The organism is Micromonospora sp. NPDC053740, from assembly GCF_040677775.1.
Classification (GTDB): domain Bacteria; phylum Actinomycetota; class Actinomycetes; order Mycobacteriales; family Micromonosporaceae; genus Micromonospora; species Micromonospora alfalfae.
The window spans coordinates 340,670-365,630 of the sequence record NZ_JBFASO010000002.1 but is presented as its reverse complement, the minus strand read 5'-3'; the positions used below and the strand labels follow the sequence as shown (position 1 = coordinate 365,630).

19 protein-coding genes and 1 riboswitch are annotated in these 24,961 nt (G+C 71.6%); of the genes, 13 read left to right on the top strand and 6 right to left on the bottom strand.

Going from position 1 to position 24,961, the window contains the following annotated elements; translation table 11 throughout:
• Positions 1-47 precede the first annotated feature (47 nt).
• From AB0K35_RS06225 to truA, 3 genes are all read left to right on the top strand, one after another.
• Complete coding sequence (locus tag AB0K35_RS06225; protein ID WP_053653923.1) at positions 48-1,070, top strand: DNA-directed RNA polymerase subunit alpha; 1,023 nt, start codon at positions 48-50, stop codon at positions 1,068-1,070.
• Positions 1,071-1,104: 34 nt separating this feature from the next.
• A complete protein-coding gene (rplQ, locus tag AB0K35_RS06220) occupies positions 1,105-1,662 on the top strand; it encodes a 50S ribosomal protein L17 (RefSeq protein WP_091402374.1) in 558 nt (185 codons plus the stop codon).
• Between the two features lie 68 nt (positions 1,663-1,730).
• A complete protein-coding gene (gene truA, locus AB0K35_RS06215) occupies positions 1,731-2,561 on the top strand; it encodes a tRNA pseudouridine(38-40) synthase TruA (RefSeq protein ID WP_363884049.1) in 831 nt (276 codons plus the stop codon).
• Positions 2,562-2,573: 12 nt separating this feature from the next.
• Here the strand turns inward: truA and AB0K35_RS06210 are convergent, their stop codons facing one another.
• On the bottom strand, positions 2,574-3,674 hold the full coding sequence (locus tag AB0K35_RS06210; RefSeq protein WP_238667536.1) for a hypothetical protein: 1,101 nt from the start codon (positions 3,672-3,674) through the stop codon (positions 2,574-2,576).
• 102 nt (positions 3,675-3,776) lie between these two features.
• On the opposite strand from AB0K35_RS06210, the gene AB0K35_RS06205 reads away from it, so the two are divergent.
• The 3 genes from AB0K35_RS06205 to AB0K35_RS06195 all read left to right on the top strand — a co-directional run bounded on the left by AB0K35_RS06205 (position 3,777) and on the right by AB0K35_RS06195 (position 7,208).
• On the top strand, positions 3,777-4,382 hold the full coding sequence (locus AB0K35_RS06205; RefSeq protein ID WP_238667537.1) for a methyltransferase: 606 nt from the start codon (positions 3,777-3,779) through the stop codon (positions 4,380-4,382).
• Positions 4,383-4,423: 41 nt separating this feature from the next.
• A complete protein-coding gene (locus AB0K35_RS06200; RefSeq protein WP_238667538.1) occupies positions 4,424-6,103 on the top strand; it encodes an ATP-binding cassette domain-containing protein in 1,680 nt (559 codons plus the stop codon).
• A 142-nt stretch (positions 6,104-6,245) separates the two neighbouring features.
• Positions 6,246-7,208: an aldo/keto reductase gene (locus AB0K35_RS06195; protein ID WP_238667539.1), complete on the top strand. Its 963-nt coding sequence runs from the start codon at positions 6,246-6,248 to the stop codon at positions 7,206-7,208.
• Between the two features lie 176 nt (positions 7,209-7,384).
• On the opposite strand, the gene AB0K35_RS06190 is transcribed toward AB0K35_RS06195, so the two are convergent.
• Positions 7,385-7,939 carry a hypothetical protein gene (locus AB0K35_RS06190; protein WP_363884046.1) on the bottom strand — a complete coding sequence of 185 codons (555 nt, stop codon included), beginning with the start codon at positions 7,937-7,939 and terminating at the stop codon, positions 7,385-7,387.
• Positions 7,940-8,011: 72 nt separating this feature from the next.
• Positions 8,012-13,843 (bottom strand): ThuA domain-containing protein, encoded by a 5,832-nt coding sequence (locus AB0K35_RS06185; RefSeq protein WP_363884044.1) that lies wholly within the window; start codon positions 13,841-13,843, stop codon positions 8,012-8,014.
• A 313-nt stretch (positions 13,844-14,156) separates the two neighbouring features.
• Positions 14,157-14,266, top strand: a riboswitch (TPP riboswitch).
• Here AB0K35_RS06185 and thiE point away from each other — a divergent pair.
• The 7 genes from thiE (at position 14,261) to thiC (ending at position 20,146) form a co-directional block, all read left to right on the top strand.
• Positions 14,261-14,887 (top strand): thiamine phosphate synthase, encoded by a 627-nt coding sequence (thiE, locus tag AB0K35_RS06180; protein WP_363884042.1) that lies wholly within the window; start codon positions 14,261-14,263, stop codon positions 14,885-14,887. (Overlaps the previous riboswitch by 6 nt.)
• On the top strand, positions 14,884-16,050 hold the full coding sequence (gene thiO / locus AB0K35_RS06175; protein ID WP_363884491.1) for a glycine oxidase ThiO: 1,167 nt from the start codon (positions 14,884-14,886) through the stop codon (positions 16,048-16,050). The genes thiE and thiO overlap by 4 nt, the downstream gene beginning before the upstream one ends.
• Positions 16,041-16,241 carry a sulfur carrier protein ThiS gene (gene thiS / locus AB0K35_RS06170; protein WP_363884040.1) on the top strand — a complete coding sequence of 67 codons (201 nt, stop codon included), beginning with the start codon at positions 16,041-16,043 and terminating at the stop codon, positions 16,239-16,241. The genes thiO and thiS overlap by 10 nt, the downstream gene beginning before the upstream one ends.
• On the top strand, positions 16,238-17,017 hold the full coding sequence (locus AB0K35_RS06165) for a thiazole synthase (protein ID WP_238667544.1): 780 nt from the start codon (positions 16,238-16,240) through the stop codon (positions 17,015-17,017). The genes thiS and AB0K35_RS06165 overlap by 4 nt, the downstream gene beginning before the upstream one ends.
• Positions 17,014-17,754 (top strand): thiamine phosphate synthase, encoded by a 741-nt coding sequence (locus tag AB0K35_RS06160; protein ID WP_363884038.1) that lies wholly within the window; start codon positions 17,014-17,016, stop codon positions 17,752-17,754. Before AB0K35_RS06165 ends, AB0K35_RS06160 begins: the two co-directional genes overlap by 4 nt.
• Complete coding sequence (thiD, locus tag AB0K35_RS06155) at positions 17,751-18,536, top strand: bifunctional hydroxymethylpyrimidine kinase/phosphomethylpyrimidine kinase (RefSeq protein WP_363884036.1); 786 nt, start codon at positions 17,751-17,753, stop codon at positions 18,534-18,536. The genes AB0K35_RS06160 and thiD overlap by 4 nt, the downstream gene beginning before the upstream one ends.
• 17 nt (positions 18,537-18,553) lie before the next feature.
• Positions 18,554-20,146, top strand: coding sequence for a phosphomethylpyrimidine synthase ThiC (thiC, locus tag AB0K35_RS06150; protein WP_363884034.1), 1,593 nt, complete (start codon positions 18,554-18,556; stop codon positions 20,144-20,146).
• 292 nt (positions 20,147-20,438) lie between these two features.
• On the opposite strand, the gene AB0K35_RS06145 is transcribed toward thiC, so the two are convergent.
• The 3 genes from AB0K35_RS06145 to AB0K35_RS06135 all read right to left on the bottom strand — a co-directional run bounded on the left by AB0K35_RS06145 (position 20,439) and on the right by AB0K35_RS06135 (position 24,959).
• Positions 20,439-23,627 (bottom strand): hypothetical protein, encoded by a 3,189-nt coding sequence (locus tag AB0K35_RS06145; protein ID WP_363884032.1) that lies wholly within the window; start codon positions 23,625-23,627, stop codon positions 20,439-20,441.
• Between the two features lie 76 nt (positions 23,628-23,703).
• Complete coding sequence (locus AB0K35_RS06140; RefSeq protein ID WP_363884031.1) at positions 23,704-24,012, bottom strand: cupin; 309 nt, start codon at positions 24,010-24,012, stop codon at positions 23,704-23,706.
• Positions 24,009-24,959: an LLM class F420-dependent oxidoreductase gene (locus AB0K35_RS06135; protein ID WP_238667548.1), complete on the bottom strand. Its 951-nt coding sequence runs from the start codon at positions 24,957-24,959 to the stop codon at positions 24,009-24,011. The genes AB0K35_RS06140 and AB0K35_RS06135 overlap by 4 nt, the downstream gene beginning before the upstream one ends.
• Positions 24,960-24,961: the final 2 nt, after the last annotated feature.

Here is a 24,961-nt window from a genome sequence, read left to right as displayed (position 1 = left end):
GTGTCGTGGGCGTCAAATAGCGGGCGCCCCGGAAGAGAAGAGAAAAGATGCTCATCAGCCAGCGACCCTCCCTCTCCGAGGAGTCGATCAACGAGACCCGGTCCCGGTTCGCCATCGAACCGCTGGAGCCGGGCTTCGGCTACACCCTGGGTAACTCGCTGCGGCGTACGTTGCTGTCGTCGATCCCGGGCGCGGCCGTCACCTCGATCAAGATCGACGGTGTGCTGCACGAGTTCACCACGATCCCCGGTGTCAAGGAGGACGTGGTCGAGCTCGTCATGAACATCAAGGAGCTGTGCGTCAGCTCCGAGCACGACGAGCCGGTCAGCATGTACCTGCGCAAGCAGGGTCCGGGCGACGTGACCGCGGGCGACATCCAGCCCCCGGCCGGCGTCTCGGTGCACAACCCGGATCTCAAGCTCGCCACCCTGAACGGCAAGGGCCGGCTCGACATGGAGCTGACCGTCGAGCGGGGCCGGGGCTACGTGACGGCTGCGCAGAACAAGCAGTCCGGCGCCGAGATCGGCCGGATCCCGGTCGACTCGATCTACTCGCCGGTGCTGAAGGTGACCTACCGCGTCGAGGCAACCCGTGTCGAGCAGCGCACCGACTTCGACCGGCTGATCATCGACGTCGAGACCAAGCCGTCGATGGGTCCGCGTACCGCGCTGGCCTCCGCCGGTTCGACGCTGGTGGAGCTGTTCGGGCTCGCCCGGGAGCTGGACGAGACCGCCGAGGGCATCGACATCGGGCCGTCCCCGCAGGACGCCCAGCTGGCGGCGGACCTCGCTCTGCCGATCGAGGAGCTGGACCTCACCGTCCGCTCCTACAACTGCCTCAAGCGCGAGGGCATCAACTCCGTTGGTGAGCTCATCGGGCGTACCGAGGCCGACCTCCTCGACATTCGCAACTTCGGTCAGAAGTCGATCGACGAGGTCAAGATGAAGCTCGCTGGGATGGGTCTCGGGCTGAAGGACTCGGCTCCGAACTTCGACCCGGCGAACGTCGTGGACACCTTCGGCGAGGCCGACTACGACACCGACGACTACCGCGAGACCGAGCAGCTCTAGTCCGCGCTGCCGCCACAACTGAGGAGCACCAAAAATGCCCACGCCCACCAAGGGCCCCCGCCTCGGCGGCAGCCCCTCGCACGAGCGGCTGATGCTGGCCAACCTGGCGACCGCGCTGTTCCAGCACGGGAAGATCCAGACCACCGAGACGAAGGCCCGGCGGCTGCGCCCGCTGGCCGAGCAGCTCATCACGAAGGCCAAGCGCGGTGACCTCGCCTCGCGGCGTCGGGTGCTGGGTGTCGTCAAGGACAAGGACGTGGTCTACGCCCTGTTCGACCAGATCGCGCCCCGGTACTCCAACCGCCCCGGCGGTTACACCCGGATCGTGAAGACCGGTCCGCGCAAGGGTGACAACGCGCCGATGGCCATCATCGAGCTGGTGGAGGAGCTTCAGGTCGCCGAGCCGAAGGCGAACAAGAAGACCGCCGCCCGCAAGGCCGCGCAGCAGGACAAGGTCGAGGCGCTCGCCCCGGCCGACGAGGCCCCGAAGTCGGCTCCGGCCGACCAGGACTCCGAGGCGCCGGTGTCGGCGTCCGGTGACACCGACGCCGCCCGCGAGGACAGCGACGAGGCCACCGAGAACAAGGCCTGATCAAAGGGCATTGTCGGGCCCGGCACCCCATCGGGGTGTCGGGCCCGACCCGTAACGGGAGGTACGAGGTGGACGAGCGGATCCGGCTGCGGCTGGACGTCTCGTACGACGGCACCGACTTTTCCGGCTGGGCAGCCCAGCCGACCAGGCGCACCGTCGCGGGGGTGCTCGTCGAGACCCTGGACCTGGTCCTCGGCGTCGGTACGGCCACCGGGCTGACGGTGGCCGGGCGAACCGACGCGGGAGTGCACGCCACTGGGCAGGTGTGCCATGTGGACCTGCCGGTGGACGTGTGGCGGCAGCACGAGGGACGGCTGCTGCGTCGCCTGGCCCGGCTGCTCCCCACCGACGTGCGGGTACGGGCGATGACCGAGGTGCCGGCCGACTTCGACGCCCGGTTCTCGGCCACCTTCCGGCGCTACGAGTACCGGGTCACCGATGCGCCGTTCGGCGTCGAGCCGTTGCGCCGCCACGAGGTGCTGGCCTGGCCGAAGCCGTTGGAGTTGGCCGCGCTGAACGCCGCCGCGGCCGGGCTGGTGGGGGAGCACGACTTCGCCGCGTACTGCCGGCGCAAGGAGCACGCCACCACGCTGCGCGAGGTGACCCGGCTGGACTGGCGTCGCGACCCGGACGGCATCCTGGTCGCGACCGTGCAGGCCGACGCGTTCTGTCAGGCGATGGTGCGCAGCCTGGTGGGTGCGATGCTGGTGGCCGGGGACGGCCGCCGCCCGGTCGAGTGGCCGGGAACTCTGCTCACCCAGCGGGAGCGCTCCAGCGAGGTGACTGTGGCCCCCGCACGCGGGCTGACGCTGGTCGCCGTCGGCTACCCGGCAGATCCGGCCGAGTACGCCCACCGCGCCACCCTCACCCGCCGGTTGCGGGTCCCGATCGAGGGTTGACCGTCGGCGGGGTCAGTCGCCCGGCAGATCGCCCTGGTCGGCGTTGCTGCCGGTAGGTGCCGTCGTCGGTTGTGCGGCGGTGCCACCGTCGGCCCGGCTCTGCAGCACGCCCCGGCTGAGGTGCAGCTCGATCATGTCGAACAGGATCTCGCGGACCTTGGCGTCACCCGCCTTGACCGCCGCCCCGTCCTTGCGGACCACCAGCGCGTACGCCAGGTAGTGGCCACGGACCTGCCAGCCGACGCGTGCCGGAGCGTTGGCCAGGACGTCGGTGCCGTCGCCGTCGTTGGCGGTGAGGCCACGGAAACGGCCCTGCCGCTCGTCGAGCAGTTGCCGGAGCCGGTCTCGGGCTCGTTCCGCGCTGACCTTGTCGGTGAGGTTGAACAGGCCGGTGGTGACCAGGTGGCTGTCGTCGGGCGTACTCAGCGTGGCCCGGACGATCTGGTTGCAGCCGAGCCGGACCAGCAGGTCGGCGACCTCGTCGGTGGCGGCGACGGCGCAACTGCCGCTGGACTGTGTCTTGAGCACCTGGTAGCTCGGCTGGCCGTCGGTGAGCTTCAGCTCCTTGCCGGGAAAGAGTTCCTTGGCGGTGAGCGGGGCCTGGTCGGTGTCCCGGGAGTCGAGGGCCAGCCGTTCCGCCGCTGCCGACGTCGGGGCGGCGTTCGGCTGGTACGTCGGGTTGCTCTGCGGCTGCTCGTCGCGGTTGATGAGCAGCGCGGCGGCGCCGAGGCCGCAGAGGGCGAGCAGCACCAGGACGGCTGCGCCGCCGATCAGTACCTGCCACAGCCGGCCGCCGCCGCGCCGGGTGGGCGGCTCCGCAGACGTGGCCGAGGTGTAGATCTGGCTGCGCGGCGGGGCGGGCGGGATGTCGGCACGCGTCGGCAGTGGCTGCGGCGCATCGGCGCGGGCGGCCTGCCCGAGCTGCGGACGAGCCGGCGCCGGCTGCGACGAGGGCAGCGAGAGCTGGTTCGGTCGGGGCAGCGACGGCGTGGGGAAGCGCGACGGAGAGGGCCCGGCCGCTGGGGGCGGACCGGCGCCGAGCACCGACAGGTCGGACCCGGGCTCCGGGTACTCCTCGAAAGCGTCCTCATCGGACTGGTACCGATACACCATGTCGCCCAGAGTAGGAGTCATTGTCCCTTTAGGGGGTAATATCGGGGAAATGTGCGTGTGGGCCGTGTTAGGTCCGCCCCGGACCGGTGCGAGAATTGCCGGGTGACCGGCGACCACTACTTCACCGCTCAGCCCACCAGCGACGCCCCGGCGCGCGAGGTCGAGTTCTCCGTCGCCGACCGCGACTACCGGCTCACCTCGGCCGGCGGGGTCTTCTCCGCCAGCCGCCTCGACCCCGGCACCGCGGTGCTGCTGCGCAAGGCCGAGCTGCCCACCGTCGACACCACCGGCGACCTGCTCGACCTCGGCTGCGGGTTCGGGCCGATCAGCTGCGTGCTGGCCGACCTCGCGCCCGCCAGCACCGTCTGGGCCGTCGACGTCAACGCCCGGGCCCGCGAGCTGACCGCAGCCAACGCGGCTCGGGTCGGCGCCGCCGACCGGGTCCGGGTCAGCGCGCCGGACGACGTTCCGGACAGCGTCCGCTTCGCCCAGATCTGGTCGAATCCGCCCATCCGGATCGGCAAGGACGGGCTGCACGACCTGTTGCTGCGCTGGCTGCCCCGACTCGCCCCGGACGGCGTCGGCTGGTTGGTCGTCGCCCGGCACCTCGGCGGCGACTCGCTGCAACGCTGGCTCACCGAACAGAGCTGGCAGGTCGAGCGGTACGCCAGCCAAAAGGGCTTCCGGGTGCTGCGCGTCACCCGGTAATTGGATATACCCCCCGACCCTCACTGGGGCAGGATCCCGGCGTGGGATACGTGGACGTGGCAGCGGTCGGGCACATCCTGCCCGACGGTCGGGAACTCTTCGCCGACGTGTCGTTCCGGGTCGGGGAGGGCAGCAAGGTCGCCCTGGTCGGGCCGAACGGCGCGGGAAAGACGACGCTGCTGAGGATGGTCGCCGGCGACCTGCCGGTGCGCAGCGGCGTCGTCGCGCGGGCCGGCGGGCTTGGTGTGATGCGCCAGTTCATCGGCATGATCGGTGACGAGTCCACCCTCGCCGACCTGGCGTTGTCGCTGGCCCCGCCGGCGCTTCGCGATGCCGGCCGGCGGCTCGGCGAGACCGAGGCGGCCATGCGGGCGGCCGAGGCCCACGGCAAGTTCAGCAACGCCGCCGGCAAGGCCCAGCTGGCGTACGCCGACGCGCTCGGCGCCTGGGGTGAGGCCGGCGGGTACGACGCCGAGGTGCTCTTCGACACCGTCGCGACCATCGTGCTCGGCCAGCCGTGGGACGCCGTACGGGACCGTCCGGTGCGTACCCTCTCCGGCGGCCAGCAGAAGCGCTTCGCCCTGGAGTTGCTGCTGCGCGGCCCGGACGAGGTGCTGCTGCTCGACGAACCGGACAACTTCCTCGACGTGCCCGGCAAACGCTGGCTGGAGGCGCGACTGCGCGAGTCGACGAAGTCGGTGCTCTACGTCTCGCACGACCGCGAGCTGCTGGCCCAGAGCGCCGACCGGGTGGTCGCCGTCGAGGGTGGCAGTGCCTGGGTGCACCCGGGCGGCTTCGCCAGCTGGCACGAGGCTCGGGTGGCTCGGCACGCCCGCCTCGACGAGCTGCGCCGGCGCTGGGACGAGGAGCACCAGAAGCTGCGCGAGCTGATGCTGATGTACAAGCAGAAGGCCGCGTACAACGACGGGTTGGCCTCGCGTTACCAGGCCGCGCAGACCCGGTTGCGCAAGTTCGAGGAGGCCGGGCCGCCGCCCGTACCGCCGAAGGACCAGGACATCCGGATGCGCCTGGCCGGCGGACGGACCGGCAAGCGCGCTGTCGTCTGCGAGCAGCTCGAGCTCGACGGCCTGACGTTCCCCTTCGACCTGGAGATCTGGTACGGCGACCGGGTGGCGGTGCTCGGCGCCAACGGCACCGGCAAGTCGCACTTCCTGCGGCTGTTGGCCCGCGGCGGCACCGACCCGGACCCGGCGAACGGGCCGGTCGACGGCGCGGGCGCGCTCGCCCCGGTGGTGCACGAGGGCACGGCTCGCCTCGGTGCCCGAGTCCGCCCGGGGCACTTCTCCCAGACCCACGACCGGCCTGAGCTGATGTCGAAGACGCTCGTCGAGATCCTCTGGCGGGGCGACGAGCACCGCACCGGGATGGACCGGCACGCGGCGATGGGTGTGCTCAGTCGCTACGAGCTGGCCGCGCAGGGCGACCAGCGCTTCGGCACGCTCTCCGGCGGGCAGCAGGCCCGGTTCCTGGTGCTGCTGTTAGAGCTGTCCGGGGCGACTCTGCTGTTGCTCGACGAGCCCACCGACAACCTCGACCTGGCCAGCGCGGAAGCGCTCGAAGCGGGCCTGAACGCCTTCGAGGGGACGGTGATCGCTGTCACCCACGACCGCTGGTTCACCCGCTCGTTCGACCGGTTCGTGCTGTTCCGAGGTGACAGCGAGGTGGTGGAGACCCCGGAACCGGTCTGGGACGTCGGGTGATCCCCACCGGCGCAGGCGTTGCTCGGTGGCGTCGGCAGAAGTCCGGCCGAGCTGGCCGCGACCATCAACGCCGCCCGTGAGCTGGTCACCGAGGTGGTCGGCTGAGCCGCCGCCGCAGTGGCCCGCGCCGGGCCGGCATAGGGTGGATCTCGTGACTGAGATGACCTATCGCCGGCTGGGCGACTCCGGGCTCGTGGTGTCCGTGGTCGGCATCGGCTGCAACAACTTCGGCCGCAAGCTCGACCTCGACGGCACCCGGGCGGTGGTGGACGCCGCCCTGGACGTCGGGATCACGTTCTTCGACACCGCCGACATCTACGGTGAGCCGCAGGGCAGCTCCGAGGAGCTGCTCGGGCAGGCGCTCAAGGGTCGCCGGGACGACGTGGTGGTGGCCACCAAGTTCGGCATGGACATGAACGGCCTCAACGGGCCGGACTACGGCGCGCGTGGTGCACGGCGTTACATCGCCCGCGCTGTGGAGGCGTCGCTGCGCCGGCTCGGCACCGACCACATCGACCTGTACCAGATGCACGAGCCCGACCCGGGCACCCCGATCGACGAGACCCTCGCCGCCCTGGACGACCTGGTCCGCGACGGCAAGGTGCGCTACCTGGGCAACTCCAACTTCACCGGCTGGCAGATCGCCGACGCGGACTGGGTCGCCTCGTCCAACGGCCGGTCCCGCTTCATCAGCGCGCAGAACCACTACAGCCTGGTGGAGCGCTCGGTGGAGGCCGAGGTGATCCCGGCGTGTGAGCGGTTCGGCCTCGGCATGCTGCCGTTCTTCCCGCTCGCCAACGGTCTGCTCACCGGCAAGTACAGGCGTGAGGCCCAGCCGCCGGCCGGCAGTCGGCTCTCCGGCGGTGGCCGGTACGCGGAGCGGCTCGCCGCAGCCGACTGGGACACCATCGAGGCGATCGAGGCGTACGCGGCCGAGCGGGGGCTGACGATGCTCCAGGTGGCGATCGGTGGGCTGGCCGCTCAGCCGGCGGTGACCTCGGTGATCGCCGGTGCCACCACGCCCGAGCAGGTGCGCGCCAACGCCGCCGCCGGCACCTGGGAGCCCAGCGACGACGACCTGGCGGCGCTGCGCGCCATCCTCTGAGCGCGGCGGGACAGGGCTCGGCGCCTTGATCCACTCGTGTTCCCGAAAGTCGGGGTGACCCGGGGGCCGGGAAGGCGCGGCTTCATGAATGTCGAGTCGATCACGCCCGGGTCAGACGACAACGGGCCGGGCCGCTCGTCGCGGCCCGGCCCGGTCGTTGAACGCGCGTTGGTTGATCAGTCGGTGCGGCGGCGGCCGAACAGCATGGCCACCCCCATCGCCGCGGCCACCAGGACGAGACCGGCCGCCGCGAACGGCCACCAACCGGCGCCCGCCCCGCCGGCCCCGTCCGTCGCCTTGTTCACCGCGACCGGCTCGGGCACCGGCGGCGACTGCGCCGCGCGGGCCTGCACCGTGGCGGTGGCCTTGCTCTGCAACGGGGCGGGGGAGTTCACAGTCACCTTCCAGGTGCCAGTGGAGAGCACCGGACCGCTGCTGTAGAAACCCTGCCCCTCGGGCTGCGGTTCCAACTGCACAGGCCCGACCTTCTGCCCGTCGGGGCCGGTGGCGGTGAGGACCAGTCGCACCACCTGCTCCAGCCGGCGACCATCGGCGTAGCTGGCCTGGATGGTGACGCCCTGAGCCCCGTCGCCGGCCACAGCGAGCTTGAGCTTGTCGGCCTGAGCCGCCGGGGCGGCCTGAGCGGTCCGCGCCGCCGCCGGGGCGGCGGCGGACACTGTCACTGCCAGTCCGACGAGGACGGCGGCAAACACCTTGCGGATACCCGTCACGGACATCCCCTCCCTACCAAATGAGGGAAGCCCCTCCCCGACGCCGCAGCGTCGGGGAGGGGCCTCGTCGGATCAGAGCTGACGACCGGGAGCCAGCCGGGTGGCGTCGCCACCGAGCCGCCCGGTGCCCTTGACCGAGTCACCGTCGTTCGCCTTGACCCCGGCCTTGCTGGCCGCGCCGCCGAGCCGAACGATCATGGCGTCGGCGTCCCGGACCAGGACGTCCCGGACCTCCGCCTCGGGCACCAGCGTGGCGTCGCTGGCGAGCGTCCGGAACGCGGTCAGCTGCCGGACGGCAGCCTTGTCGTCGCCGGCCGCCTCGGACGCGCGAACAGCGTCGAGCTTGTTCGACAGCTGCTTGTGCGCCTTGGTCGAGAGCCGCCCCGTCGCCTTGAACCGGTCCAGCAGACTCTGCATGTCCCGGAACGAGGTGGTGACGAAGAACCGGACCGTCGAGGTGGTCTTGTTGCCCGCCTTGTCGGTTGCGGTCACTGTCAGCTCGTGCAGGCCGAGTGACAGGTCGTACATGGCCTGCAGGGTGCCACTGGTGTACGCCTGGCCGTCGAGCTGACCGACCACGCTAGCGATGCCCGAGGACGGGTCGACGGCCTGCCAGGCCACCCGGACGTCCTGGCTGTCGCCGTAGAGCTGGCCGTCGGCCAGCCCGGACACCAGCAGCGTCGGCTTGGTGCCGTCGATGCGCAGCACCGCCGACTTCAGCGTCTCGACGTTGCCCGCCTTGTCCGCCGAGCGGAACAGCAGCTCGTGCTGCCCGTCACCGGTCACCTCGATCGGCGTCGAGTACGGCGCCCACGCACCACCGTCCAGCGACCACTCCACCGTCTTGACGCCGGAACCGGCGTCGGTGGCGGCCAGCACGACCGGGATGGTCCCGTTGTGCCAACCGGCGTCGTTCGCCGGAGCGAACGTCGCCGAGGTCACCGGCGCCGTGGCGTCGATCTTGACCGAGACGGTCTTGGTCGCCTCCACGTTGCCGGCCTTGTCCGTCGAGCGGAACCGGAGCTCGTGCTCGCCGTCCCCGCTGACCGCCACCGGAGCGGTGTACGCCGCCCAGGTGGTGGCCCCGTCCAGCTGGTACTCCGTACCGGCGAGCCCGCTACCGCCGGCCTCGTCGGCACCGGTGAGCGTGATCGTCACCGGCCCGGTGTGCCACCCGTCGGTCGGGGTGCCGGAAACCGCCGCGGTCGTCACCGGCGCCGTCTCGTCGGCCACCTTCGTGCTGAGCCGGAAGTAGTCGAACGAGGCGGTCTTCGACGCCGTCTGGTTGGCGCCGAGGGTGAACAGCCCGACCTTCGGGGTTGCCCCGACCGCGCTGTTGGTCAGCGCCGTCAACGCGGTCCAGGTCGTCCCGTCGGCCGAGTACGACGCGGTGAACGTGTCGCCCGTGCGGGCCAGCCGCAGGTGCCACACCGCCGAGGTCAGGTTGCCCGCCTCGGGCTGCGGGTTCTGGACCACCCCGGCGATCTCGCTGCGGAACTCGATCCGCCGCGTCACCGCCTGGCCGGCCTGGTTGTCCGCGATGAAGTCGAGCTTCAGGTAGTTGTCGTCGTCCGCCTGCACGAGCAGACCGGCCTGCTGGTACTGCTCGTTCAGCAGGCTGCCGTCGACCTTCGTCTCCAGGGTCCAGTCGCCGGACGGCGCGGTCTGGAGGATGAAGTTCTTCGGCCCGGTGTTGTCGGTGCCGTAGATGTCACCGTTGGGCACGTCGATCCGCAGCGCGCCATCGGTGACCCGGTAACCGCTCGGGTCCTCCCGCGTCACGGCGTCCCACCGGCACTTGTCCAGCGTGCTGCCGGTGAACTCGTCCGACGGGTCGACCGGGCCGGCCGGAGCGTCCGGCGTGACCTGGAAGGAGTCGAACGCGGCGTCGACAACCGGCGCCTCGGTGCCTCCGTTGAGCGCGAAGACCCCGATCCGCGGGTTGGTGATGCCCTCGAGCGCTGCCGAACGGCCGACCGGGGTGAAGGTCTGCCCGTCGCCCGAGGCGGACGCGGTCAGGTTCGTCCCGTCGCTGGTGATCCGCAGGTACACGGTGTCACCGGCAGGTGCGGCGGTGGCGTCGGCGGCCTCGTTGCGAGGCGTCGCCGCCGTCTCCCGGATGAACTCCACCCGACGGCTGCCGTTGTACAGCAGGTCCACCTTGGCGTAGTTGTCGTCGTCGCCGTAAACCAGCAGGCCGGCCTGCTGGTAGTTGGCAGTCACCGGCAGGGTGACCTTGGTGGTCATCTCCCACGCGCCGGTCGGGGCCGCCTGGAGCACCAGGTTGGTGGCGTCGTTGCGAGCACCGTAGAGGTCACCCACGCCGGTGGGCAGCCGCAGCGCACCGCCACTGAGCGAGTAGAGCTGGTTCTCCCGGACGATGCTGGTCCAGCGCTCCTTGTCGAGGCTGTTGCCGTTGAAGTCGTCCGAACGCGCCCCGAAGCAGGACGTGTCAGGTGCGTCGACCCTTACCGGCACCGTGGCGTACGACTTGGCGCCCTTGCTGTCGGTCACCGTGAGGGTGGCCGTGAAGGTGCCCGGGCTGGTGTAGGTGTGGCTGGCGTCCAGTGTGGTCGCCGAGCCTCCGTCACCGAAGTCCCAGGCGTACGTCAACGGGGTGTCGCCCTCGGCGTCGGTGGCAGTGCCGTCGAAGGCGACGGTGACCGGTGCGGTGCCGGTGGCCGGGGTGGCCGTGGCGCTGACCACCGGCGGCCCGTTCTCGGTGACACCGCGGCCGACGAAGTCCATCCAGTTGACGTTGAACAGCGAACCCGTTCCGCCGTTCGGATCGCGGGCCACGAAGTACAGCGAGCCGCTCGCGGCACCGGTGACCGGTGCGCTCACGTCCGTGTACGTCTGCCACGCGCCGGTCGACGGTACGACGGCAGTGGCGACCACCGGTCCGTCGACAGCACCCGCGCGAACCTCGATCCGACCGCCAGCGGCGGCGGAGGCGGCCCGGAAGCGGATCTCGGTGATGTTGGTCAGGTCCGCCGGAGCGACCGACCACCAGTCACCGTCCTCGATGAACGCGATGCTCTGGCCGCCACCGGCGGTGTCGGCGCCCGCCTCCCGCTGCACGCCGGGGTCGCCACCGCCGGTGCTCACCGGGGCGCGCCCGCTGGCGGTGAAGTACTCGGCCTGCTTCTGCTTCGGCTGGAGGACCTCGATCTGCCGGCCGGTCAGGGCGCCGGCGCCGCCGGCACCACCCTCGTCGGTGTAGGTGGCCTCGAAGACCGCGAAGACGTTCGCCTCGGCGCCGTGCCCGGAGGCGAGCGACGTCTGGACGGTGCCGGTGCAGCCGGTGTGCTGCTCCAGCGGGTGGGCGTGCTCGTCGTGACCGAGCAGCACCTGAAGCTGCACCCGGTCACAGTCGATCTGCCCGTCCTCGGGGTCGGTCACCTTGATCGAGTAGCGGACCTGGTCACCCCAGTTGAAGAAACCGCCGTCCGGTGGGAACTCGATGGAGACCGTCGGCGCGGTGTTGCCCACTGTGACCGGCACGTTGGCCACAGCGGTCCGACCCTTGGGGTTGGTGACGGTGAGCTGGGCGGTGTAGTTGCCCGCCGTGGCGTACGTGTGGGTCGGGTTGGCCTCGGTCGAGGTCTGCCCGTCGCCGAACGTCCAGGCGTAGGTGAGCGTGCCACCGTCCGGGTCCCGGGAGCCGGCACTGGAGAAGGTCACCGTCAACGGCGCCGGACCCGAGGTCGGGTTGGCGGACGCCGCGGCGATCGGGGCGCGGTCACCGGCGGTGTAGTCGATCCGGTAGACGCCCGAGTTGTCGTTGTTGCCGCCGAAGCCGCTGCCCCACTCGATCAGGTACAGCGCCCCGTCCGGGCCGAACTCGAAGTCCATCGGTCGGATCATGCTCATGCCGGTGAGCAGCTGGTTGATGTCCACCAACGACTTGCCGTCGGGGGTCACCTGCATGGTGTACATCTTGTTCTGGTTCCACTCGCCGAGCAGAGCCTTGCCGTCGTAGTACGCCGGCCACTTGCGGTTCGAGTTCACGTCGGCGTCGTAGCGGTAGACCGGGCCGCCCATCGGAGCGCCACCGCCACCGATCTCCGGGTAACGCGCGTCACCGGCGTACCCGTAGTCGACAGTCGCCGGGACCACCGGCGGGAGGTTGGTCAGGCCGGTGTTGTTCGGCGAGTTGTTCACCGGCGCCGCGCAGTCGAACTTCGCGCCGCTCGGGCCGGACGGGAACGTGTAGTCGTTGTACGCCTCGTTCGTCCCGGTGCAGTACGGCCAGCCGTAGTTGCCCGGGGTGACGATGTTCCACTCGACCAGACCGCGGGGGCCCCGGTTCGGGTTGTCCGTGTTGGCGTCCGGCCCGTAGTCGCCCACGTACAGCGTGTTGGTCTTCGGGTCGGTGCCGATCCGGAACGGGTTGCGGAAGCCCATCGCGTAGATCTCGGGACGGGTCTTCTCGGTGCCCGGCGCGAAGAGGTTGCCGGTCGGAACGGTGTACGTCCCGTCGTCCTCCGGGTGGATCCGGATCACCTTGCCGCGCAGGTCGTTGGTGTTGGCGGAGGTGCGCTGCGCGTCGTAGTCCTGGCGGCCCGACCGCTCGTCCAGCGGCGAGTACGAGTTCGACTCGAACGGGTTGGTGTTGTCACCGGTGGCCAGGTAGAGGTTGCCGTCGCCGTCGAAGGTCATGCTGCCGCCGGCGTGGCAGCAGGTGTTGCGTTGGGTGTCGACCCGCAGCACCTGCTTTTCGCTGGCCAGGCTGATGGTGTCTCCGGTCACTGTGAACCGGGACAGCAGGTTGCGGGTGACCCCGTCGTTCGGGGCGTAGTACAGGTACACCCAGTTGTTTGTGGCGAAGTCCGGGTCGAGCCGGATGCCGATGAGGCCGTCCTCGTTACCGGTGAAGACGTCCAGGTCGACGGCGGTGACGGTGTTGCCGGTGTCCGGCTTCACGATCTGCACCCGACCGTCGCGCTCGATGTAGAAGACGCGCCCGTCGGGGGCGATGTCCAGCTCCATCGGGTTGCTGGTGTTGCTGTCCAGCGTGACCTTCTCGAAGTTCGAGGTCTTCGAGGCGCCGCAGTCGGCGTTCTCGACGCCGGCCGCGGTGCGGATGCCGCCGAGCAGGTGGGAGAGGAACTGGGGCTCGGCGTACGACTCCCGGGTGTGCCCCAGGCCCGTGTACCAGGAGCGGCCACCGTCGTAGTCCTGACACCAGGCGACCGGGTGGTCCGCGCCCATCGCACCGGCGCCGGGGGTGTAGCTCTTCTCGTCCAGGCTGGCCAGCACGTGCACGTCCGGCCGGGGGTTGCTCTGGTAGTTGTACCACTCGTCGAACCGGGACCACCGGTCCGGCAATCCGGCCGTGGACGGGTGGGCGTGGTCCTCCACCTTGACGGTGGCCTGCTGGTTCTGCGGGTGGTTGGCGAAGTACGCGCCGACCAGGTCGCCGTACCAGGCCCAGCTGTACTCGGTGTCCGACGCGGCGTGGATGCCGACGTAACCGCCGCCGGCCTTCACGTAGCGCTCGAACGCCGCCTGCTGGTCGGCGTTGAGCACGTCACCGGTGGTGGAGAGCCAGATCACCGCCTTGTACTTCGCCAGGTTGGCGTCGTTGAATGCGGCGCCGTCCTCGGAGTTGTCCACAGTGAATCCGTTGTCGACGCCGAGCTGCTGGATGGCGGCGATGCCGGTGGGGATGGAGTCGTGCCGGAAGCCGGCGGTCTTGGAGAAGACGAGGACGGAGAAGGGATCGGCCGCGGCCTTTGGCGCCTTCGGCGCCACCTGGCTGACCGGGGCTGCGGCTTTCGCATCCCGTGGGGGAACCTGGGCGGCCGCCTGCGCGGGCGCGCCGAACAGGGTGGTCGAGGCCATGGCCAGGGAGATCAGGGTTGCGGTGATGGGTACGCGGGCACGACGAGAACGGGACACGCCGCCTCCTGTGTCGTAGTGACAGAGCTCGAGGGAGTCGGCTCGCCGAAGGCCCTCCCTGATGGAGCCGGTGGTCACACCGTGCCAGGGTGCCCCCACCGACATTTTGTCGAATCGCTGAACAAATTAATTCGGCTGGCTCGATGTCGGGCAAGATGCGGACGGGTAACGGTTCTGCAACGGGGGGCGACATTCCGAACAGGACTGTATGAAGTGCCCCATTGGATCTCGCTTGTTTTGACGCGGCCCGGCCGGCCGGCCACCGCCGACCCCACGCCTTGGCAGGCCGGCGGATCTGTCGTACGGTGACACGCAAGTAACCCACGGGAGCCCGGTGTACCGGGCTGAGAGGGGGGCTGACAGCCCCCGACCGTCGAACCTGATCCGGGTAATGCCGGCGCAGGGAGGAGCGTTGCCGTGCCGTCCCTGGGGCGATTGCATCTCATCACCGACACCCGACCGGGTCGCGACCCACTCGCAGTGGTTCGCGCCGCCCTCACAGTGGCCCACGCCGACCTGGTGGTGCAGGTGCGGGTCGAGGATTCCGCCACCGACCGCGAGGCGTACGACCTGACCCGGCGGGTGCTGGCGCTCTGCGCGCCGTACCAGGCGACCTGCCTGGTCAACGACCGGTTGCACGTGGCGCTGGCGGCCGGCGCCGCCGGTGGACACGTCGGCGCCGACGACCTGCCGGTCGCCGCCGCCCGCCGGGTGCTAGGCCCCGCCGGTGTGCTGGGCGCCACCGCTCGCGCGCCGGGCCCGGCGCGCGAGGCCGTCGCGGCGGGCGCCAGTTACCTGGGCGTCGGGCCGTGTCACACCACAAGCACCAAGTCCGGCCTACCGGACCCCATCGGGCCCGCCGGAGTACGCGCCGTCGTCGACGCCGTCGACGTCCCGGTCATCGCGATCGGCGGAGTGACAGCCGCCCGGGTGCCGGCGCTGCGGGCCGCCGGGGCGTACGGGGTGGCGGTGGTCGGTGCCGTCTCCACCGCCGCCGACCCGGCACTGGCAACCGCCGAACTGATCGAGGCCCTGACGTGCTGACCGGCCGGTCCCCGTCACCGCCGTCGCGCGACCGGGTCCGGCCGGACGTGGCAGTGGTGGGGGCGGGGCCGATCGGGCTGGCGATCGCCTGGCGTTGCGCCGCCCGCGGGCTGCGGGTGGTGGTGCACGATCCGGCGCCCGGCTCGGGTGCGTCGGCGGTGGCCGCCGGCATGCTCTCCCCGGTCGCCGAGGCGTACTTCGGTGAGCGGGAGCTGACCGGGTTGCTGCTGGCGTCCGCCGCCCGCTGGCCGGCGTTCGCCGCCGAGTTGACCGGGACGACGGGAGTCGAGATCGGCTACCGGACCGAGGGCACAGTGATGGTCGGGCTCACCGGCGACGACCTGGCCGAGGCGCGCCGACTGTGGGCGTACCAGCAGGGGTTGGGTCTGCCCGTGACGCCGCTGCGCCCCAGCGAGCTGCGCGACCGCGAACCGGCGCTCGCCCCACGGGTGCGCGGTGGCGCGTTCGCGCCCACCGACCACCAGGTCGACCCACGGCTGCTGGTGCCGGCGCTGCGCACTGCCGCGCAGCGGGCCGGCGCGGTGCTCGTGCCGCAACCGGTCCGCTCGCTGTCCGATGTGGACGCGCCGGTCACTGTGGTCGCCGCCGGCTGCGGGGCGGCCGCGCTCACCGGCCTGCCCGTGCGGCCGGTGAAGGGCCAGATCCTCCGGCTCCGCGCGCCCGACGGCGTCGCGCCGGGCTTCCGGCACGTGATCCGGGGGTACGCCGACGGCGAGCACGTCTACCTGGTGCCCCGCGCCGACGGTGAGGTGGTGCTCGGCGCGACCGTCGAGGAGCGCGCGGACACCACTGTCACCGCCGGTGCCGTGCAACGGCTGCTGCGTGCCGGAGTCGACCTGCTTCCCGAACTGGCCGAGTACGACCTGGTCGAGGCGGTCGCCGGGCTGCGCCCGGGCACCCCGGACAACGCGCCGATCCTCGGGCCGCTGCCCGGCCGACCGGACGTCCTGGCCGCCACCGGGCACCACCGGCACGGCATCGTGCTCACCCCGATCACCGCCGACCTGATCGCCGACCTGGTGCTCGGCGGCATACCCGACCCGCTGCTCGCGCCCTTCCGGGCCGACCGCTTCGGCGCTGCCGCCGCGGTGGCCGCGTCGGGCGGCCCTGAACCGACGTTGGAGGGGGACCTGTGGAATTGACTGTGAACGGGGCCGGGCGCAGCGTCGCCGTCGGCGCGTCCGTGGCGGACCTGGTCCGCGACATCGTGGCGCACCCACGTGGGGTGGCGGTCGCGGTCAACGGCGAGGTGGTGCCCCGGACCGGCTGGCCGGCCCGAGCACTGCGCGACGGTGACCGGGTCGAGGTGCTCACCGCGGCGCAGGGCGGGTGAGCGGCGTGCCCCTCGAACTGGGTGGGAAGACCTTCACCTCACGGCTGATCCTCGGCACCGGCGGCGCCGCGAACCTGCACGTCCTGGAGCAGGCGATCCGGGCGTCCGGCACCGAGCTGGTCACGCTGGCCCTGCGCCGGGTGGGCACCGCGCCGGGCTCCACCGGTGGGCTGCTGGAGTTGCTGGACCGGTGCGGCGTACGCCTGCTGCCGAACACCGCCGGCTGCCACACCGCCACCGAGGCGGTGACAGTGGCCCGGTTGGCCCGGGACGCGTTCGACACCGACTGGGTCAAGCTGGAGGTGATCGGCGACGAGCGGACGCTGCTGCCCGACGGGGTGGAACTGCTCCGCGCCGCCGAGGAGCTGGTCGCCGATGGCTTCACGGTGCTGCCGTACACCAGCGACGACCCGGTGCTCGCCCGTCGCCTCGCCGACGTCGGCTGCGCCGCGGTGATGCCGGCCGGCTCGCCGATCGGCTCCGGGCTCGGCATCGGCAACCCGCACCACATTCGACTCATCAGGCAGGGTGTGGACGTGCCGGTGATCCTCGACGCCGGCATCGGCACCGCGTCCGATGCGGCGCTGGCAATGGAGCTGGGCTGTGACGGGGTGCTGCTGGCGAGTGCTGTCACCAGGGCGGCCGACCCGGTGGCGATGGCCACCGCGATGCGGTACGCGGTCGAGGCGGGCCGACTGGCGGCCCGGGCCGGTCGGATCGAGCGCCGCTTCCACGCGCTCGCCTCCACCCCTGACGAGGGAAGACCCGAGCTGTGACCCCGCCGTCAGGGGTTGTCGTGTTGACCGACCGGCTCGTCGCGCGGGGCGGGCTCGACCGGGTGGTGGCGGGGGCCGTGGCCGGGGGAGTGCGCTGGGTGGTGCTGCGGGAGAAGGACCTGCCGCGCGCCGAACGCGCCGCCCTCGCCGCCGACCTGCGGGCGATCCTCGCCGACGTCGGCGGAACCCTCATCGTGGCCGGCCCCGACCCGCTCGGTGGCGACGCAGTGCACCTGCCCGCCGCCGGCCCGTACCCACCGCCAACCGTCGGCCTGGTCGGCCGCTCCTGCCACCACCAACCCGAGCTGGACCGCCTGACCACCGAGCACTACGCCACCATCTCCCCGGTCTGGCCCACAAAGACAAAACCGGGCTACGGCCCACCCCTGGATGTTGCTGGGCTCGGCAGCCTGGTCCGCTCCAGCCCGGTGCCCCTGCTCGCCCTCGGCGGCGTCGAAACCCCAGAACAGGTAACCGCTTGCGTCGAGGCGGGAGCCACCGGAGTAGCAGTCCTGGGCGCACTGATGCGAGCCAACGACCCCGCCGAAACAGCGGCCACCCTGACCAGCGCTTATGTCGAGGCGGTCACCCCTGAGCTTCTTGAACCCGGCGCGGGGTCACCCAGGTCCCCACGACGAGGGCTGCGACCGACAGTGCCCACGCAGGGATCAAGCCTGACCGCCCGGAGTGGGCACTGCCGGCCGCAGCCCCAAACCGCAACCAAGGGGGAGAAGTGACACCGCGCACCGTCCTCACCATCGCCGGCTCGGACTCCGGCGGCGGCGCAGGCATCCAGGCCGACCTCAAGGTCTTCGCCGCGCTGGGCGCGTACGGCACCAGCGTCCTCACGGCGGTCACCGCGCAGAACACCCGCGGTGTCGACGCGGTGCTGCCGCTGCCCCCGCGCACTGTCACCGAGCAGTTGGACAGCGTGCTCACCGACTTCACAGTCTGCGCCGTGAAGACGGGGATGCTCGGCACCCCGGCGATCGCGGACGTGGTGGCCGAGGCCGCCCGGGACGGTCGCCTACCTCACCTCGTCGTCGACCCGGTGCTGGTCGCCACGAGTGGTCACCGGCTCGGCGTGGTGGGCGCTGTGGAGCGGCTGCTGCCGTACGCCACTGTGGCGACCCCGAACTGCGCGGAGGCCGCCGCGATCACCGGACGCCCGGTGGACGACGTGGCCGCGATGGTCGTGGCCGCCGAGGCCCTGGTGGCCGCCGGCCCGGAGTACGTGGTGGTCACGGGCGGTGACCTGGACGGGGGCGAGGCGGTCGACGTGCTGCACGGCGGCGGCGTCACCACAGTGTTGCGCGCACCCCGGGTGGCCACCCGGCACACCCACGGCACCGGGTGCTCGTTCTCGGCGGCGATCGCGGTGCGGCTCGGTCTGGGCGATGCGGTGCCGGCCGCCGTGGGGGCCGCCAAGGAGTACGTGCTCCGTGCGCTGACCGGCGCGCGGGGCTGGGAGCTGGGCGCGGGGCGCGGACCGCTGAACCACTTCGGCTGGTCCGCTTGATCACCAGGGAGGCTGTCATGCACGCACGAGGCAAGGTGTACGTCGAGGGTTCGCGGCCGGATGTCCGGGTGCCGTTCGCGGAGGTGGGGCTGACCGGGGACCTGCCGCCGGTGCGGCTCTACGACACGTCCGGACCTGGTTCGGACCCGGAGGTGGGGCTGCCGCCGCTGCGCGGGCCGTGGATCGCCGAGCGGGGTGACGTGGCCCCGGTTCGGGGTGCGGGCACGCCACTCGCCGGGGTGGACGGCCGTCGGCCCACCCAGCTCGCGTACGCACGGGCCGGTGTGGTGACACCGGAGATGGAGTTCGTGGCGATCCGGGAGAACGTCGACCCGGAACTGGTGCGGGCCGAGATCGCCGCCGGCCGGGCGGTGCTCCCGCTCAACGTCAACCACCCGGAGTGCGAGCCGGCGATCATCGGCAAGGCGTTCCTGGTCAAGGTGAACGCCAACATCGGCACCTCGGCGGTCAGCTCGTCTGTCGCCGAGGAGGTGGAGAAGCTGACCTGGGCCACCCGCTGGGGCGCGGACACAGTGATGGACCTGTCCACTGGTAAGCGGATCCACGAGACCCGTGAGGCGATCGTGCGGAACTCGCCGGTGCCGATCGGGACGGTGCCGATCTACCAGGCGTTGGAGAGGGTCGGCGGCGACCCGGTGAAGTTGAGCTGGGAGGTGTTCCGGGAGACCGTGATCGAGCAGGCCGAGCAGGGCGTGGACTACATGACAGTGCACGCCGGGGTGCTCCTGCCGTACGTGCCGCTGGCAGTGGACCGGGTCACCGGGATCGTGTCCCGCGGCGGTTCGATCATGGCGGCGTGGTGCCTGGCGCACCACGAGGAGAACTTCCTCTACACCAACTTCGAGGAGCTGTGCGCGCTGCTCGCGCGCTACGACGTGACGTTCTCCCTCGGCGACGGGCTGCGCCCCGGGTCGATCGCCGACGCCAACGACGAGGCGCAATTTGCCGAGCTGCGGACCCTCGGTGAGCTGACGAAGATCGCCTGGGCGTACGACGTCCAGGTGATGATCGAGGGCCCCGGTCACGTACCGATGCACAAGATCAAGGAGAACGTGGACCTTCAGCAGGAGTGGTGCCACGAGGCGCCCTTCTACACGCTCGGTCCGCTGACCACCGACATCGCGCCCGCGTACGACCACATCACCTCGGCGATCGGCGCCGCGATGATCGGCATGTTCGGCACCGCGATGCTCTGCTACGTCACGCCGAAGGAGCACCTCGGCCTGCCGGACCGGGACGACGTGAAGGCGGGCGTGATCGCGTACAAGATCGCGGCACACGCGGCGGACCTGGCCAAGGGGCACCCCGGCGCGCAGGCCTGGGACGACGCCCTGTCGAAGGCGCGGTTCGAGTTCCGCTGGGAGGATCAGTTCAACCTCTCGCTGGACCCGGAGACGGCGCGCTCGTACCACGACGCGACACTGCCCGCGGAGCCGGCGAAGACAGCGCACTTCTGCTCGATGTGTGGCCCGAAGTTCTGCTCCATGAAGATCACCCAAGAGCTCAAGGAGTACGCGGCGCGCGGCATGAAGGACAAGTCGGAGGAGTTCGTCTCCGGCGGAAGCCGGGTCTACCTGCCGCTCGCCTGACCCCTGCCCAGGCGGGGCTGTCCCGGTGGGTCCCGGTGTTGCGGGGGCGACGCCGGGACGGCCGGCGTGGCTTGGTGCGCATGGCCTCGCGGGGTCGGCCGGCGTGGCGCGGGCCTCGCAAGGACGGCCTGCGTGGCACGGCACGTGGGAGTGTCACAGGGGTGATCGACTCGGGTTCTTTGATCTCGGGGTGTCGGGCCGCGTGGGACAGCCCGTTATCAGTGAACCCGAGTCGATCAAGCGACCGATCGGTGCTTCTGTGCGCCGTGTGGTGCGGGTCAGCCGCTGTGGGTCAGTCGCGGTGGTGTCGACCGGTGGAGCGCAACGACCGGCGGCCGTTCTCCTGCTCGGGCTCGTTGTCCGACACCGGCTTGCTCAGACCGGCGACCCAGTCGACGAACTCCTCGTCCTGGGACGCCAGCGGCTCGGTTGCGTCCGACGTCTTCGGGCTCTCCTCGTCGGCGCGGGCCCGGTTGCGGCGGAACAGCCCACCGAGGCGCCCTCGCCGGGAGGGCTGCTCTGCCACCTTCGGGTGCGTCGGAGTTGCCGACGTGGCGTCGGTAGCCGCCACATCGCCGGTGCCGGTGGTATCGATGGTGCCGGTGGTATCGGTGGTGCTGCCGGTGGTGGCACTGGCGGTGGCAGCGGAGGGCGCGCCCACCGTGCCGGGGAACTCCGGCCGGCCCTGGGATTCGGCCGGAGCGGTCGCCTCGCCGGCTTCGGCCGGAGCTGTCCGTGCCGTTGAGCTGTCCTGCGATCCCGCCGACCCGCGGCGCCGAGAGGTGTCGAACGCATTCCAGGTGCCGGCCCGGCTCAGGTCCGGCAACGGTGCCCGATGCCGGGGCCTGGGCGTCGGCCCGGTCGGCGCGTCGGGCCTGCTCGACCCCTCCGATGCCGTCGCCTCCGGCTCGGCGGCCTGCGGTGGCACCGTCCACGTCGCGGTGACAGGCCAGGCCGACGGCGCTGGCGTCCACCGGTCGCCGTCCGGGTCATTGGCGGCGGTGGCTCCGAACAACCCGGCGACGGGAACGTCCTCGGCGGCGGCCCGCTCGCCGTCGGTGCCACGAGCGTCGGCGATTGCAGAATCACCGGTCGTAGAGGTCGTAGAGGTCGTAGAGGTCGTAGAGGTCGTAGAGGTCGCAGAGGTCGTAGAGGTCGCAGAGGTCGCGGAGGTCGCGGAGGTCGCGTCGGCCGGTGCCGCAGTGCTGCCCGTGCCGGCCTTCGGGACGCGCGAATTGGCGTCCGCGCCAACCTGGCTGGCCGCGGTGGTCGGTGCTGGTGTCGCCCCACTCCCGCTGGTCGGGGTCTGTGCGGCGTCGGTTGCCGTGGTCGGCGGCTCCCTGTCGACCGGCACCTGCGTCGTGCCGGTTTCGGCGGCTGTCGAGGCGGCCGGTGCTTGCTTCGCGGCGGTGGCGGGGGTGGCCGGTGTTCGCTTCGCACCGGTAGTGGTTGTCCGGGATGCTGCCGCGCCGGAGGTGGCAGCCGAGGTGACCTCGGAGGTCGAACTCGACAGTTCACCCACGCTTCCCCGGCTGGGCGCCGGAGTGTCGGTGCCCGCGTCCGAGGCGGTGGTGTCGGCGGACCTGCCCGGCCGGGTGCCCTTCGCGACGAGGCCGGTGGGCGTTGCGTCGGTGGTCGTCTCGCCTGTGGTTGCCGGGCCGGCAGGGGAGATGTCGTCAGCCACGTCGGAGGCGGTGGCGTCCGGCTTGGCTTTGGACTTCCGGCCGCGTCGCGGCTTGATCGTCAGCGGCGCCTCAGGCGTGCCGTGGTCGGCCGTGCCCGCACTGCTCGCCTCCGTGTTCGTGCCTGACTCCGTGCCCGTCGAGGCTGTGGCTGCGGGACTGGGAGTGTCAGTGCCAGTCGGTGCTGTGCTGGTCGCCTCGGTGCCGCTGCCCGTACTGGTCGCGGCCGCGCTGGTCGTGACAGAACCGGGTGTGCCAGTGCCGCTTGGAGTGTCGACGGACTTGCGTGTGGCGCGCCCACCGGTCGGCCTGCCACCGGTCGCCGTGCTGCCGCTCGTGTCAGTCGCTGTGCTGCTGGTCGGCTCGTCGACCGCTCGGCCGCCGGTCGGGGTCGCAGTCGCTGTGCTGCTGGTTGGCTCGTCGACCGCTCGGCCGCCCGTCGGGGTCGCGGCGTCGACGCGTCCGGCCGTTGTGCCGGTCGCTGTGGCGTCGGTGTCGATGCTGACGTCGGTGCCGGCCGAGGGCTCGGTAGTGGCCGGGACATCATCCTGGGGCGGGGACGTCTGCCCGGCGGCGGTGAACTCACCGGTCGGCGCGGTCAGCCAGGCCGCGGGCTGAGTCGGGGCGGCGGGCTTCGGTGCGGCGGGAGTCGCGGTGGCGGGCCCCGGACCGTGCTGTCCGCTCGCTGTGGTCTCCGGCCAGTCCCAGTGGGCCGGGACGGTGCGTACGGCATCGGGGTCGCCCGTCGCCCACGGACCCGCGACGACGCCGGCGGGCTTCGTGCTGGTGGCCAGCTCGGCGTTTGTCGTCTCGGTGTCGGTGCGCTCGGCGCCGTCTCTGTCGTTCGCCGCGCCGTCCCGGTCGTGCGCCGCGCTGGGCAGCGCCGGGCCGGCCGGCAGCGGGCGCAGGATGGCGGTGGGCTCGATCGCCTGCGGATCGGCGGTACGGGTGCCCGTCGGCCAGCGCAGCAGCGCGGCGGCGGCCGCGCCGAGCGCTCCGGCGAGGATCGCGATCAACGAGCCGTAGTAGGGGGCGGCCTGGTAGCGGTCCACAGCGTCACCCGGACCGGCCGTCAGGTAGGCGAACGCCAGCAGCACCGGACCGGCCACCCCGGTGGCCCCGCTGACCAGTGGAGCCTGGCCCCGCCAGCGAGCCAGCCCGGCGGTCGCCGCGCCGGCCAGCAGCGCCACGATGGGCAGCAGGAGCAGCGCCAGCCGCTGCGCGGCGGCGTCGTCGAGCCAGCTCGGCTCCAGTACGCCGAGCCGGACAGTCGGCAGTGGGCCGGCCGTGCCGAGCGACGGGAGGACGGAGATCAGCGCCAGTAGCCAGACCGCGCCGGCCACTGCCGCCATGTTCCATCCCAGCTCGGGCCGGAACAGGACGGCGATCGCCGCGCCCGCCCCGATCACCGCACCGACAATGGCGCAGATGCCCACCGCCCAGACCGGGTCAACGGAGATCAGCTCCGCGGCGCGGGCGGGCTGCATGCAGAGCGGGGCGATGACTGTGGCGCCGAGCGCTGCCGCGCCGCCGACCGCCAACTGCCGGCCGGTGCTGACCGCCGGGGCGTCGCGGCGAGCGAGGCGTCCGGTCAGGACGGCGCCGGCGACTGCTGCGTTAGCGGCGAACCAGCCCACCCAGACGAGCTGGGCCGGCCACTGGTTGACTGTCGTACCGGTGAATGCGCCGGTCAGGCGGACGATGCCGAAACCGTACGCGACGCCGAGCTGGCCGGCTCCGGCCAGCACGCTCACCCCGAGCGCCGTGAGCAGCAGTCTGCCCCAGGTCCGAAAGGCCATGTCCGGCACGTTACGCACCTGGTACACCCGATCGCCACCGGCGCGCCGCGAGGCACGCCGGTGGCCCTCGGCGGGTCTACTTGAGTTCGACCAGCCGTGCCAGGTAAGTCGTATCCCCGACATTGGTCAGCATGTGCACAGCGCCCGGGTCCCGGTAGACCACTCCGCCGGTGGGCTCGTCGGCGTCGATCCGGGTGCCGTCGATGGTCTGCACGACGTTCTTGGCGCCCTCGATCGCCACCACCAGGTAGGGGTGGTCGTGCCGGTGCAGCGGCTGCCGCTCGCCCGGCTGAAGGCGGATGTGCCAGACCCGGACCCTGTCGTTCTCGAAGACGATCTCCTGGCCGACCGGCCCGAGTTCGGTTCCGTCGATCACGTCGGTCATAGTGCTCCGTCCAGTTGGGGCAGCACCTCGGCGGCGATCAGCTCGAGGTGGTCGAGATCGTCGAAGTCGATCAGGCGCAGGTGGACCCGGGTGGTGCCGATCGCGGCGAACTCACCGAGCCGCTGCGCGAGCTGCGCGGGGGAGCCGACCACCGGGTCCTCCGGTGGCAGCGCGCTCTTCTCGTGCAGAGGCGCGGCCCGACGCTGGGCCTCCGCGTCGGTCCGGCCGATGGCGACGACGATCCCGGCGGAGAGCACCAACGGCGCACGCCCGGAAGCCGTCCGTCCGGTGCGCTCACACGTCTCGCGCACCCGGTCGTACGCCTCGGCGGTGGCGGCCACGGACTTGAACGGCATGTTGAACTCGTCGGCGTACCGGGCGGCCAGTTCGGGAGTGCGCTTGGGGCCACGCCCGCCCACGATGATCGGCGGGCCGGGCACCTGCACCGGCTTGGGCAGGGCGGGAGCGTCCACCAGCCGGTAGTGGTCGCCGGTGAAGCTGTAGGTCTCGCCGGGCGGGGTTCCCCACAATCCGGTGATCACCTCAAGCTGCTCGGCCAGCCGGTCGAAGCGCTCGCCGACAGCCGGGAACGGGATGCCGTACGAGGTGTGCTCGCGCTCGTACCAGCCGGCGCCGATGCCGAGGTCGACCCGACCACCGCTCATCTGATCGACCTGCGCGACCATCACCGCGAGCGGGCCGGGCAGGCGGAACGTGGCCGACGTCACCAGGGTGCCGAGTCGGATCCGCTCGGTCTCCCGGGCCAGCGCGGCGAGGGTCAGCCAGGCGTCAGTGGGGCCGGGCAGGCCCGGATCGGCGCCCATCGACTGGTAGTGGTCGGCGCGGAGGAAGCCCTCGTAGCCACAGGCCTCGACCAGCCGGGCGAACCGGAGCTGGGTGTCGTAGCTGGCGCCACGGTTCGGCTCGGTGAAGACCGACACCCGCATGG

Coding starts and splice junctions, on each gene's coding strand:
- AB0K35_RS06225 (WP_053653923.1), top strand. CDS start 48: ATGCTCATCAGCCAGCGACCCTCCCTCTCCGAGGAGTCGATCAACGAG.
- AB0K35_RS06210 (WP_238667536.1), bottom strand. CDS start 3,674: ATGGTGTATCGGTACCAGTCCGATGAGGACGCTTTCGAGGAGTACCCG.
- AB0K35_RS06135 (WP_238667548.1), bottom strand. CDS start 24,959: ATGCGGGTGTCGGTCTTCACCGAGCCGAACCGTGGCGCCAGCTACGAC.
- rplQ (WP_091402374.1), top strand. CDS start 1,105: ATGCCCACGCCCACCAAGGGCCCCCGCCTCGGCGGCAGCCCCTCGCAC.
- AB0K35_RS06140 (WP_363884031.1), bottom strand. CDS start 24,012: ATGACCGACGTGATCGACGGAACCGAACTCGGGCCGGTCGGCCAGGAG.
- AB0K35_RS06145 (WP_363884032.1), bottom strand. CDS start 23,627: ATGGCCTTTCGGACCTGGGGCAGACTGCTGCTCACGGCGCTCGGGGTG.
- thiC (WP_363884034.1), top strand. CDS start 18,554: ATGCACGCACGAGGCAAGGTGTACGTCGAGGGTTCGCGGCCGGATGTC.